This window comes from Ruegeria sp. AI2 (assembly GCF_056541275.1).
The window spans coordinates 82,950-95,914 of record NZ_JBQFYB010000003.1 but is presented as its reverse complement, the minus strand read 5'-3'; the positions used below and the strand labels follow the sequence as shown (position 1 = coordinate 95,914).

Below are 12,965 nucleotides of genomic sequence, written 5' to 3'. Positions count from 1 at the left end.
CGATCCCGCGTTTATCCCTTTTCCCAATGGCATTCAGATGTTCTAACCTGACACTATAAGACCGTGCATGACACGGTAGCTGAGATTTGGAACTGGGACAGTTGGGGCAATTCATGCAAGGGCGCACGCTGCGAGGCCGTTTGAAGTGCTGGCTGAGTGCCATTGTCTTGGCACTGATCCCGACCACTCTGATGGCGCTGGAAACTTCTCTGACGGCGCCGGGCGCATCCAAGGAACTGGTTGAACGCCTGAAAAAGACATCATCGGTGACAACAGCGGAAGAGCGGGGTCTGGATACGCCACTTGAGATTCTGTCTGCCGCTTTGTCGGATTACCGCACGCTTGTGCAGATCTTGTATGACGAAGGGTATTTCAGCCCGGTTGTCAGTATCAAGCTTGACGGGCAGGAAGCCGCTGAGTTGAGCTCTTTGACAGTGCCAGCACAGATCAACAGGGCCGCAATTACCGTTGAAACCGGACCAAGCTTCAAATTCGGCACGGCCATTGTTCAGCCGCTGGCGTCTGGCACCGTGCTGCCCGAAGGTTTCGCCCCCGGCAAGTTGGCAACGACCGGAGCCATTCAAAAAGCAGGCTCGGACGGTGTGCAGGGGTGGCGGAATGCGGGCCATGCAAAAGCGAAAATTGAGGATCAGACCATTATCGCCCGCCACGCGCAGGCCCGTCTGGATGCGCAGATTGATCTGGACCCGGGGCGCAGGTTGACGTTTGGCAGAATGTTCATCAAGGGCGACACGGATGTACGCCACCGGTCCATCGAAAAAATCGCCGGTTTCCCAAGCGGAGAAGTTTACTCACCAGAAAAAATCCAGAAGGTTGGAACACGTTTACGCCGCACCGGCACGTTCAACGTCGTGTCATTGCAGGAACATGAGACAGCAAACCCCGACGGTACGCTGGATTTCGACGCCACATTCGAAGACCTGCCAAAGCGTCAGCTGACCTTTGGGCTCGAGCTGGCCTCGCGCGACGGTGTCGATGTGACCGCGACCTGGATGCATCGCAACATGTTCAAACGCGCGGAACGCCTGCGGTTTGAAGCCGCTATACGAAATATCGGTGGTTCCGAAGATCTTGATGGGCGGATCGGATTGCGCCTGGATCAGCCCGATCGTCTGGGTCCGGACGACAATACTTTCTGGAACGCGTTGCTTGAGCGCCGCAACACCGAAAACTACAATGTTTCGGTTGCGTCTGTGGCATATGGTGCGCGCCGCACATTCTCTGACACGCTGTATGCCGAAGCCTCGGCTGGATTACAGTGGTCAGATGCTGACGACGCCTATGGAAATGGCCGAAAGTTTAGGTACTTTATCCTGCCCTTCCGCTCGGAATGGGATGAGCGCGACAGCAAAGTCAGCGCCACGCGCGGCTTTTATCTGGATACCGAAGTCATGCCTTTCGTTGGCTTTTCCGGCACCGATACGGGCATTCGCCTGTTTGTCGACGGGCGGGTCTATACCAGCCTTGGAACCGGCGGCAGGGTGGTGCTGGCCGGGCGGGCGCAGCTTGGATCGGTCATTGGCCCACCTGCGAGTGGCGTTACACCTGACTTTCTGTTCTTTTCCGGTGGCGCGGGAACCGTGCGCGGGCAACCCTATGAAAGCCTTGGCATCCCTGTCGGAACCGGTGTCGCAGGCGGCAAGTCCTTTCTTGGACTTTCCGGCGAGATCCGGGGCAAGGTGACAGATTCGCTGTCGTTGGTCGGGTTTTACGACTACGGTGTCGTCGATACCTCTTCCTTTATAGGAAGTGGCGCGGAAGATCATGCAGGTGCCGGTATCGGCGTAAGATATGATCTGGGCGGTTTCGGACCCCTGCGGTTTGACCTAGCCTTCCCGGTAAGCGGTCCCACCGGGGACGGGCTACAATTCTATATCGGGATAGGACAGGCGTTTTGAGACGGTACCTTTCATATCCTCTGCTGATCGCCGCGCTGGCAATCGTGCCTGTGGCCGGACATCCGCAGGAGGACGAAGGCGGCAGCATGATCGAGCGGCTCCTACAGGACACACTGTCGGGCGACGATCAGAACGTCACCGTCAAAGGCCTGCAAGGCGCGCTGAGTTCACGCGCCACCATTGCCGAGATCACGGTGGCCGATGATGAAGGAGTCTGGCTGACCATTCGGGGAGCGGAACTGGATTGGAACCGGTTGGCGCTGATCCGCGGGCGGTTTTCGGTCAACGCGCTGACCGCACAGGAAATCGACGTGGCCCGTGCGCCGGGCACCACGACCAAGGACACGCCGTCCCCTTCTGCCGAGACCCAGGCTTTTCAACTGCCTGAACTGCCTGTGGCCATCGAAATCGGCGAAATCCGTATTGGCGAGCTAGCATTGGGCAAACCTTTGATCGGTGTCGCGGCGGAACTGGCCGTCAATGGCAACCTGTCGCTGGCCGACGGCACGTTGGACACCAAACTGGACATCACCCGACTGGATCGGGCCGGTGATGAAATCTCTTTGGCTGCGGGTTTTAGGAACACTGACAGCCAGATCGATCTTGACCTTCAGGTCACCGAAGCCGCGGGGGGTCTGATCTCGACCGCGCTAAAAATGCCGGACAGCCCTCCGATCGGATTGACCGCGAAAGGGTCCGGGCCGGTGACGGATTTTACGGCCGATATCGGCCTGAGCAGTGATGGGCAGCCACGGGTGACCGGGCAGGTTCGGTTGCGTTCTGCCCCAACAGCCGCGGCTAGCGCGGAGGAGGGCATCGCCTTTACCGCAGATCTGGGCGGTGACCTGACGCCCTTTGTCGCTGAGAATATGGATACATTTTTCGGCCCCAAAACGCGGTTGATCGTGGATGGGCGAACCCTACCTGAAGGAGCGTTGGATATCAGTGATCTGGAACTCAGTTCTCAGGCACTGAACCTGAAAGGGGCGTTGCAACTGGCGCCGGGCGGTCGGCTGCAACTGGCGGCCCTGCAAGGACGCATTACGCCGCCAGAGGGGCAAAGCGTCGTCCTTCCGTTGTCAGGTGGCGACACATCGATCGAGGCTGCTCAGGTCTCAGCATTATTTGATGAGAAAAACGGCAACCTCTGGGATCTGAGCCTGACCGCAAACGCCATAAAATCCGATACCCTGAACCTGCAACGCGCGCAGATTACGGCGCAAGGGACCTTGGAACAGGGTGACGTTTTGCGGATCGACGGTGATTTGCAGGCTGCTTTGGACGGTATCGACCTGACTGGCGATGCCCTGAACACCGCCGTTGGCGACCGCATTACGCTGGACGGTATGTTCCAATATGGCAGGGATCAGACCCTGAACCTGTCAGGGGTCGAGATCGTCGGCTCGGACTATGAACTGGGCGTTGATGCCGAGATCAGCGGCTTGTCCAGTGGTTTGGCCGTCAATGGTGCTGCGACGTTGCAGGCGACCGATCTGTCGCGGTTTTCGGGTCTGGCGCAGCTGGAACTGGGCGGTCAGGCCTCTGCCCGGCTCTCGGGTCAGGGCTCTCCGCTTGAAGGCAGTTTCGATGGCAAGCTTGAGGTCGAAGGGCGCGATCTTTCCACAGGGCGCGACGACATTGACCCGGTGATAAGGGGCAACACAACAATCATGCTGGACGCCAAACGCGGAGCGGATGGCGTAACGATCCGGGATTTTACGCTGATCGGCGACGCTCTGCGCGCGCAGGCGGATGGCACGGTTACCACCCCTGACGGCAACGTGACGATTGATGGGCAAGCAACAGTCAACGCGCAGGACCTTTCCGTGTTCTCGGGCCTCGCCAAACGTGAACTCGGCGGTGCGGTACAGGCGAAACTGGACGGCAAAGGCACTGTTCAGACGCTCGAATTTGATGGCACCGCCAGCGTGATGAGCCGGGATATCAAAACGGGCCTACCTGAGATTGACCCGCTGCTAGTCGGCCGGACCGAGATCACGTTCGATGGCGCGCTGAGCCAGAAGCAGATTGAAATCCGCGACGCGGTGATCAAAGGTTCAGCCCTTGTGGCAAGCGCCGCAGCAACAATTGACGATCCGACGGATGCACTGGCTGTGGACGGGCAGGTCAGTCTGAACATCCCGGACCTGTCACCCTTTTCAACTCTTGCCGGGCGAGATCTTGCAGGTTCGATCATCGCGGACGTCGCAGGCAAAGGTACGGTTGGCAGCAAGGCATTTGACGTCAAAGGCAACTTGGCTGCTGATGACATCAAATCCGGCATCAATGCGGTTGACAACCTGATCCAGGGGCGAACGAACCTGACGGTGGATGCGGTGAATGACGAGGCCGGTCTGAATATTCGCACATTCCAGCTGATCGGCACCGCCCTTTCTGCGGATGCATCCGGCAAACTGGACCGCGATGCTGGCGGACTGACCTTTACCGCTGCGCTGGATGATTTGGGGCGGCTGTCGAAAACACTCTCCGGGCCTCTGAAACTGGACGGCAACGTCGCTCCGACACAATCCGGGCTGGAAGGGTCAGCTCATCTGCTGGGGCCAGAGAGTTCCTATGCCAAAGTGGCCGGTACGGTGGACACAAATGGATCCGCCGACCTGGACTTTGATGCCAAGTTCAACCGCATCGAAAGGTTTGTGCCAGAGTTTCCCGGCACCCTTACCGCTGCGGGGAATGCAAAGCGGGACAGTGGCGTTTGGACCATCGACGCCAAGGCGCAAGGTCCCGCAGACATCGTCAGCACGGTTGCAGGCACCTTTGATGAAACCAGCAGCAATGCAGATATTTCAGCGAAGGGTGGCGTAAACCTGGGGATAGCAAACGTCTTCATCACGCCTAACAAGATTGAAGGGTCCGCACGTTTTGATCTGGCCCTCAAGGGCCCGGCTGATCTGGCGTCCCTAAGCGGGTCGATTACCACTTCGGGAACATCCCTTGCACTTCCCGGTGCAGGCCAGACCATCACCGGGATCAACGGACAGGTGGATCTGGCGCAAAGCCGTGCAACCATCTCGCTGAACGGTGGTGTGCGGGCCGGTGGTGGCTTTACCGTCAATGGACCTGTCGATCTGACGCCCCCGTTCAACGCGCAGATCGCGACAACAATCAACAGCCTCGTCCTGACCGATCGGCTCTTATACGAGACGACTTTGAACGGTCAGATTGCGATGACCGGCGCCCTAGCCGGGAACAGTTCGCTGGCCGGGCAGATCACCTTTGGTGAGACCAATATCAACCTCGCTGCGGCTTCGGGGGCTGTAGGTGCCGCACCGATCCCTGAGATACAGCATGTCAACGAAAGCGGAGCCAGTTTCATCACGCGTGAGCGTGCAGGTCTGGTAGCCACCGAAGACAAGGGGCAACGCACGTCCAGAATAGCGCTAGACATCAACTTGCTGGCACCCAAAGCCGTGTTCGTAAGGGGGCGCGGTGTAAATGCCGAACTGGGCGGCCGGATCTCCATTGGTGGTACGACGACCTCGGTGGTCCCGTCAGGTCAGATTGAATTGATCCGCGGTAATTTCGATATTCTGGGCCGCAGGCTGGCCCTGACCAAGGGCATCGTGACCCTACAGGGTGACTTGACGCCTTATATCGAGTTTGAATCCTCTGCCAGCACCTCGGACGGCACCGCGACCATCGAAATCGCAGGGCCACTGGATTCACCCGAGGTTAACGTGTTTTCCGATCCCGAGCGTCCGGCTGAAGAGGCGCTGGCGATGCTGCTCTTTGGGAACAGGTTCTCGGAAATCTCACCGTTCCTGATTGCGCAGATGGCCGCATCGCTGGCGCAACTCAGCGGTGCTGGCGGGGACGCGACCAAGGGATTACGCGACTCTACCGGTGTTGATACGATTGATGTTGGTGCGTCAGAGGGTGGCGCGGGCCGACTGGGTGCCGGGGCCTATCTGGGTGAAAACCTCTACACCGACTTTACCGTCAATACCGAAGGCAATACCGAGGTGAACCTGAACCTTGATGTAACCGACAATTTCTCGGTCAAGGGCACGGTTGACGGTCGTGGCGAAACGGGCATCGGAGTGTTCTTTTCAAAGGACTATTAGGATCGCGTCCGACCCCAGCAAACTATTTCCGGCGAATTCCTATCGGTTGGCCGATCTGCGAAGCCGGTTCCAGAGACTTGTGATCCTCCACCATTTGCGCAAGACGCGCCGCTGCCCAATCCGGGTAGGGTGTGGATCGCCCGGTGCTGTGGCTGACATTCATGAAAAGCGCCTCTTGCGTCGCACAAATCTCGTCAGTTTCTGCCAAAAGCATCTGGGCGAAATAATGTCCTCTCTTGCTGTCAGCATCCAGCATACGGAACCTGAAATAAAACGATGAACTGTCTTTGACCTCCTGCACGAAATGCAGATGAGACTGCAGGATGTAAGGCCCCTGCCCCAACGCCTTGACCTGCACCTCGCCCAACCCGAGATGGTCAACCATCAGCTTTTCCAACGCCATGTCAAAGGCGACACCGTAAAACCCGACATTCATATGGCCGTTATAGTCGATCCATTCGGGCCGTACTTCAAAGCCGCGAATTTCCACCGGCGCGGCATACGGGCCATCATGCCCGCCAGGAGGTGTCGAAGTCGGCTGCATCTGGCCCCCTTTACTGTGCCTTTTCCTCGTCAAATATAGCCACGGCCCGGACAAATCCGGCAGAGGCCCCTTTTATCTTGAAGGGGAAACAGGAAATCTCGAACCCGGTGGGCGGCAAATCTTCCAGATTGGTCAGCTTTTCCAAGTGGCAATACCCGATATCCATCGACGCGCGGTGTCCTTCCCAGATAATAGATGGATCTCGGGTCTCAGCGTATTCCTGAGCGGTGAGCGGAAACGGGGCATCCCAGCTCCAGGCGTCGGTGCCGGTGACACGCACGCCACGTTCCGTCAGATAAAGCGTCGCCTCGCGCCCCATTCCACATCCTTTGACCAGATAGTCCGGCGCGCCATAACGTGTCCCTGCCGCAGTGTTGACTACGACGATATCCAGCGGGCAAAGCTCGTGGCCGATGCGCTTCAATTCGGCTTCGACATCTGCGGCGGTAACAACATACCCATCCTCGAAGTGTCGAAAGTCCAGCTTGACGCCAGGGTTCATGCACCATTCCAACGGCACTTCGTCGATGGTTATCGCCCGTTCACCTTTGTTCATCGTGGAATGATGGTGATACGGCGCATCCAGATGCGTGCCGTTGTGGGTCGCGATCTGCAACCGTTCGATGGCCCACCCTTCACCGTTCGGCAGGTCTTGCCGTTCCAGACCCGGAAAGAAAGATATGACCTGTTCTGCCGTCTGATCATGGGTCAGATATTCGATTTGCGGCAACATGATTGGCGGGTCAGACACGATCCCGGTTTCCAACGGAACGGACAGATCGACGAAACGACGGGCCATTAGCAACTCCTCCACCATATTCCCGGACAGGGTTGGTTGAGCGCAAGCGCCTGTCAAGAATAGAAAAAGGCGACCCGTCTGGCCGCCTTCTTTGCTTGATATGTATTGGGTTTACTCAGCCGCAACTGCGCCTTCGATCTTCTCGACGCGAATGGCCGAGAATTTGAACTCGGGGATTTTGCCATAAGGGTCGATGGCTGAGTTTGTCAGGATGTTCGCCGCCGCCTCAACATAGGCAAACGGGATGAACACCATATCCTCGGCAATCGCCCGGTCCGCGCGGACCATGATCTCAATCGAACCACGGCGTGTGGTCAGGCGGATCATGTCGCCCGGCTCGATGCCCATCAGCTTGAGCGTACGTGGATTCATCGAACAGTTCGCCTCGGGCTCCACCGCGTCAAGAACGTTGGACCGGCGGGTCATTGAGCCGGTGTGCCAATGTTCCAGCTGACGGCCAGTGGTGGCGATCATCGGGTATTCCTCGTCCGGGGCCTCATCCGGCGGAATGACGCTGGCGGGGGTGAACTTCGCCTTACCGCCCGAGCGGGGGAAACCATCCCCGAACACGATGGCCTGACCCGGGTCGGTTTCGCTGAGCGACGGGTAGGTAATCGTCTCGGTCTCCAGACGCTCCCACGTGATGTTGTCAAGCGATGCCATGGTCAGTTTCATCTCGGCAAAGACCTGAGAGACATCGGTGTAATCCCAGTTCAGCCCGATGCGCTGTGCCAGCTCGACCGTGATCTTCCAATCTTCGCGCGCTTCTCCCGGGGGGGTAACGGCAGGCCGTACACGCTGTACCTGACGGTTGGTGTTCGACACCGTACCGTTCTTTTCATAGAGCGCCGAGGCAGGCAGGATGATATCGGCATAGTTCGCCGTCTCGGTCAGGAAGATGTCCTGCACGATCATCAGATCCAGTTTGGCCAGCGCCGCGCGGGCGTGGTTCACATCCGGGTCGGACATGGCCGGGTTTTCACCCTGAATATACATGCCCTTGATGTTTCCCGCATAGGCCTGATCGATGATTTCGGTCACCGTCAGACCCTTCTCGTTCGAGAAGTCATCCGAATGCCAGACATCATTGAACCTGGCGCGAACGCCGTCGTCAGTCACCGATTGATAGTCCGGCAGGAACATCGGGATCAGGCCCGCATCCGATGCACCTTGCACGTTGTTTTGCCCCCGCAGCGGGTGCAGCCCAGCGCCGGGTTTACCGACATTGCCCGTCATCAGGGCCAGCGAAATCAGGCAGCGCGAGTTGTCGGTGCCGTGGATGTGCTGGCTGACGCCCATGCCCCAGAAGATCAGGCCAGCTTTGGCCTGCGCAAAGGTACGCGCGACACGGCGCAGCTGATCCGGTTCAATACCACAGATCGGTGCCATCGCTTCGGGCGTGAAGGCGCGCAGGTGCTCTTTCTCGGCCTCCCAGTTCTCGGTCCAGCGGTGGATGTACTGGCTGTCATACAACTCTTCCTCGACGATCACGTTCATGATCGCGTTGAGCATCGAGACATCGGCCCCCGGACGGAACTGCAGCATTTCATCCGCGAACTTGCGCATACCAACGCCGCGGGGGTCCATTACGATCAGCTTGCCGCCACGCTTGGCGAACTGCTTGAAATAGGTCGCCGCGACAGGGTGGTTCTCGATCGGGTTCGAACCGATGATGATCGCCACATCGGCGTTTTCGATCTCGTTAAAGGTCGCCGTCACCGCGCCCGAACCCACATTCTCGATCAGCGCCGCAACGGACGAAGCGTGGCACAGACGGGTGCAGTGATCGACGTTGTTGTGCTTGAAGCCCTGACGGATGAACTTCTGGAACAGATACGCCTCTTCGTTGGTACACTTCGCCGAACCGAAGCCCGCAACCGAACGTGGGTCTTCGGCGCGCAGGGTCATCAGCTTGGTCGCGGCCAAGTCCATCGCCTCTTCCCAGGTCGCCTCGCGGAAATGGGTCGACAGGTTGCCCGGATCAACGTTCAGCCCCTTGGCGGGCGCATCCTCGCGCCGGATCAGCGGTTTGGTCAGGCGGTGCGGGTGGTGGATGTAGTCAAAGCCAAAGCGACCTTTGACGCACAAACGACCTTCGTTTGCGGGGCCGTTGATGCCCTCGACATACTTCACCTTGCCGTCCTTGACCTTCAGCGACACTTTGCAGCCCACACCGCAGAACGGGCAGACGCTTTCGGTTTCGCTATCATAATCCTTACTGTCCCCCTGCTGCTGGTCGTCCAGCACGGTGGCAGGCATCAGCGCACCGGTGGGGCAGGCCTGAACACATTCACCGCAAGCAACACAGGAGGAGGTACCCATCGGATCATTCTGGTCGAACACCACCTGCGCGGTATGACCGCGACCAGCCATGCCAATCACGTCATTCACCTGCACTTCGCGGCAGGCCCGAACACAAAGGTTGCAGTTGATACACGCATCCAGATTGACACGCATCGCCACATGGCTGTCATCCAGAAGCGGGATTTTCTCGGCCTCTTTCGCAGGAAAACGGCTGTCGCTGACATCGTTCAGCTTGGCCATGTCCCAGAAGTGGCTCGATTTGTCGTGCGCTTCCTCGGGCTGGTCGGCCACCAACAGTTCCATCACCATGGCGCGCGATTTTTCGGCGCGGTCGGTGTCGGTCTTGACCACCATCCCATCGGCCGCCGGGCGGATGCACGAGGCGACCAGCGTGCGCTCGCCCTCCACCTCGACCATGCAGGCGCGGCAGTTGCCATCGGGGCGGTATCCCGGTGCAGGCTTGTGGCACAGATGCGGGATCACCAGGCCCCGGCCATTAGCCGCTTCCCAGATCGTGGTGCCCGCGGGCACGGTGACGTCATCGCCGTTCAGGTTGAAGGTGACGGTCTTGGTTGGGCTTGCGTCAAGCATGGCTCTGTCTCCCTCAGATTTCGTCAGCGAAATGTTTCATAACCAAGCGGATCGGATTCGGGGCCGCCTGCCCCAGACCGCAGATCGAGGCATCGCTCATGACCTGGCACAAATCTTCCAACAGATCGGTGTCCCACTTGTCGGCCTGCATCAGCTTGACCGCCTTTTCGCAGCCTGCCCGGCAGGGGGTGCACTGGCCACAGCTTTCATCCTCGAAGAACCGCAGCATGTTAAGCGCGGCATCGCGGGCGGTGTCCTGATCGGACAGAACCACAACGGCGGCAGACCCGATGAAAGTGCCAAGCGGCTGAAGCGTGTCGAAGTCGAGCGGGACGTCGTCAATGCTCGAGGGGAGAAGACCAGACGACGGCCCGCCCGGTTGATACGCCTTGAACACATGGCCATCTGCCATGCCGCCGGCGGCATCAATCACATCAAGAATGGTCGAACCTGCGGGCAGCAGGTAAACGCCCGGCTTCGCCACACGCCCCGAGACCGAATAGCTGCGCAGGCCCTTGCGGCCGTTCTTTTCAACAGAGTTCAGAACCTGCGGCCCTTCGCGGCAGATTTTTGAGACCCAATACAGCGTCTCGACATTGTGCACCAAAGTCGGACGGTTAAAGACCCCAACCTGCGCCACGAACGGAGGACGGTGGCGTGGCAGGCCCTTCTTGCCCTCGATCGATTCGATCATCGCGGATTCTTCACCGCAGATATAGGCACCGGCTCCCCGGCGCAGGTCGATGTAACCCTTTGCGACGATACCGGCATTTTCCAATGCCGCAATCTCACGGCGCAGAATTTCCAGCACTGCCGGGTATTCGTCGCGCATGTAGATGAAGCAGGTCTCGGCCTCGACTGCCCAGGCGGCGATCAGCATACCTTCGAGGAAGACATGCGGCGTGCGCTCCAGATAATAGCGGTCTTTGAATGTTCCGGGCTCACCCTCGTCGCCGTTTACCGCCAGATAGCGCGGACCTTCGTTCATACGAACAAAGCCCCATTTTTTACCCGACGGGAAGCCAGCGCCACCCAGACCACGCAGACCCGAGGACAGGACGTCTTCTTGCACCTGTTCCCAATCACCACCGTCGCGCAGCTCTTTAAGCTTAGCGTAACCGCCTTCGGCCTCATAGGCCGTGAAGGTCTCATAGTCGGGCAGATGCGCATGGGTGTCCCCTGCTGCAATCGCCGACTGCACCTTTTCGAGGCTCGCATGGTCAATGTGATTGTGGCCAATCTCCAATACCGGAGCGGTATCGCAACGCCCCATGCAGGGCGCGCGAACAACGCGAACTTCGGCAGGGTCCAAACCATCTTCCAGCGCCTTCTGCAACTGCTGGGCACCAGCCATTTCGCAAGAGAGGGAATCACAAACCCGGATGGTCAACACCGGAGGTGGCGTCTCGCCTTCTTTCACCACATCGAAATGGGCATAAAAAGTCGCGGTTTCGTAGATCTCGGCCTGACCGATCCGCATCTCGACGGCCAATGCCGCGATATGGTCGGCGCTGATATGACCGTGTTCGTCCTGAATCAAATGCAGGAATTCGATCAACAGATCACGGCGGCGCGGGCGATCGCCCAGCAGGCGTGTGATTTCAGCCTGCGCCTCATCCGTGAACTGACGGCCCTTGGGTGTGTGCCGCCCCTTGCCTTTACCTGACTTCCAGACGCCCTTGGGTGTGCCTGATGGCTTGGTATCTAATGGTGCCATGATGCCCTCCGATTGAGGTTCCGTCTCTCATCAGGCAAACATATCGTCAAATCGCTTTTGGCAATCGCACGATAACGACACCTTATCACCGCAAAGAGGTCACCACATCCCGCAAAGCCTTGACCGTCGGCAACTCGGGGTCGCGGCTGAGGGTCGCCAGACAAATCGGTTTGCTGACAACAGGTTCGATCAGCGGCAACACTTTCGTTCCCTTCAAATCGCCCAGCGCACGTACCAGAACCCGAGGAACAACCGTCGCCGCCAGCCCCTCCCGCACCATGACCATTGACGCCGTGAAACCGCTGGTTTCGGCAACGATATCGGGGTGCAGCCCCTGTTCGGCAAACACCCGGTCCAGAATACGCCGGTTCTGCATCTGCGGCTCCAAAAGGCTGAGCGGAAATTCTGCGACCTGCGCCCACGGAATCGGGCCGCTCTGGTCCGTCAGATGCGTGGGCACCAACAACACATAGGTTTCCTCGTAAAGAGGCTGAACCTGCCGGAAGTCCGTGCCGATGCTGTCACCATAAGTCACCCCGGCATCAAGGCTGCCTTCGTCCAGCCGGTGCTGAATTGCGGTGGCAGACATGGTTTCAATGCGTGTGACGATACGAGGATGCGCGTCACGCAGCCTTTTGACCAACCGTCCCGTGAAGGCGATTGCGGTCGGGATCACGCCGAGGATCAGTGTGCCCGTAATCTCTCCCTTGGCGGCCAGTACCTGCTGTTCCAGCGCCTTGGTGTCGTCCAGAATACGCCGCGCCCGCTGGACGATCATCTCGCCCTCTTCGGTCAGCCCTTGAAAGCGGTTGGCGCGACGGACGATTGAGACACCTAACCGGTCCTCAAGATTGCGGATGCGCATCGAAAACGCGGGCTGAGAAATCCCGCATTCCTCGGCTGCTTTGGCAAAATGCCGATGCCGCGCCAATGCGCTGAGCAGTTGCAGGTCGCGGATTTCGATCAAGGAAAGCTCCAATGCTGCGGATAAGGCAGGATACCCCGC

At 58.8% G+C, this 12,965-nt stretch carries 7 protein-coding genes; 2 read left to right on the top strand and 5 right to left on the bottom strand.

Annotated elements, in window-relative coordinates:
* Positions 1-113: 113 nt before the first annotated feature.
* Positions 114-1,919, top strand: a complete 1,806-nt coding sequence (locus tag ACR0LL_RS09320; protein ID WP_480586043.1) for an autotransporter assembly complex protein TamA — start codon at positions 114-116, stop codon at positions 1,917-1,919.
* Positions 1,916-6,004, top strand: a complete 4,089-nt coding sequence (locus ACR0LL_RS09315; RefSeq protein ID WP_480586041.1) for a translocation/assembly module TamB domain-containing protein — start codon at positions 1,916-1,918, stop codon at positions 6,002-6,004. Before ACR0LL_RS09320 ends, ACR0LL_RS09315 begins: the two co-directional genes overlap by 4 nt.
* Before the next feature lie 22 nt (positions 6,005-6,026).
* On the opposite strand, the gene ACR0LL_RS09310 is transcribed toward ACR0LL_RS09315, so the two are convergent.
* The 5 genes from ACR0LL_RS09310 to ACR0LL_RS09290 form a co-directional block, all read right to left on the bottom strand.
* Positions 6,027-6,548, bottom strand: coding sequence for a thioesterase family protein (locus tag ACR0LL_RS09310; protein WP_480586038.1), 522 nt, complete (start codon positions 6,546-6,548; stop codon positions 6,027-6,029).
* Between the two features lie 10 nt (positions 6,549-6,558).
* Positions 6,559-7,347, bottom strand: a complete 789-nt coding sequence (locus ACR0LL_RS09305) for a cyclase family protein (RefSeq protein ID WP_480586035.1) — start codon at positions 7,345-7,347, stop codon at positions 6,559-6,561.
* A gap of 111 nt (positions 7,348-7,458) precedes the next feature.
* On the bottom strand, positions 7,459-10,242 hold the full coding sequence (fdhF, locus tag ACR0LL_RS09300; RefSeq protein WP_480586032.1) for a formate dehydrogenase subunit alpha: 2,784 nt from the start codon (positions 10,240-10,242) through the stop codon (positions 7,459-7,461).
* Between the two features lie 13 nt (positions 10,243-10,255).
* Complete coding sequence (locus ACR0LL_RS09295) at positions 10,256-11,959, bottom strand: NAD(P)H-dependent oxidoreductase subunit E (RefSeq protein ID WP_480586029.1); 1,704 nt, start codon at positions 11,957-11,959, stop codon at positions 10,256-10,258.
* 85 nt (positions 11,960-12,044) lie between these two features.
* Positions 12,045-12,926 (bottom strand): LysR family transcriptional regulator, encoded by an 882-nt coding sequence (locus tag ACR0LL_RS09290; protein ID WP_267365476.1) that lies wholly within the window; start codon positions 12,924-12,926, stop codon positions 12,045-12,047.
* Positions 12,927-12,965 lie beyond the last annotated feature (39 nt).

Bases quoted from the DNA above. Each gene is read 5' to 3' on its own strand.
- ACR0LL_RS09310 (WP_480586038.1), bottom strand. From the start codon at position 6,548: ATGCAGCCGACTTCGACACCTCCTGGCGGGCATGATGGCCCGTATGCC.
- ACR0LL_RS09320 (WP_480586043.1), top strand. From the start codon at position 114: ATGCAAGGGCGCACGCTGCGAGGCCGTTTGAAGTGCTGGCTGAGTGCC.
- ACR0LL_RS09305 (WP_480586035.1), bottom strand. From the start codon at position 7,347: ATGGCCCGTCGTTTCGTCGATCTGTCCGTTCCGTTGGAAACCGGGATC.
- ACR0LL_RS09295 (WP_480586029.1), bottom strand. From the start codon at position 11,959: ATGGCACCATTAGATACCAAGCCATCAGGCACACCCAAGGGCGTCTGG.
- fdhF (WP_480586032.1), bottom strand. From the start codon at position 10,242: ATGCTTGACGCAAGCCCAACCAAGACCGTCACCTTCAACCTGAACGGC.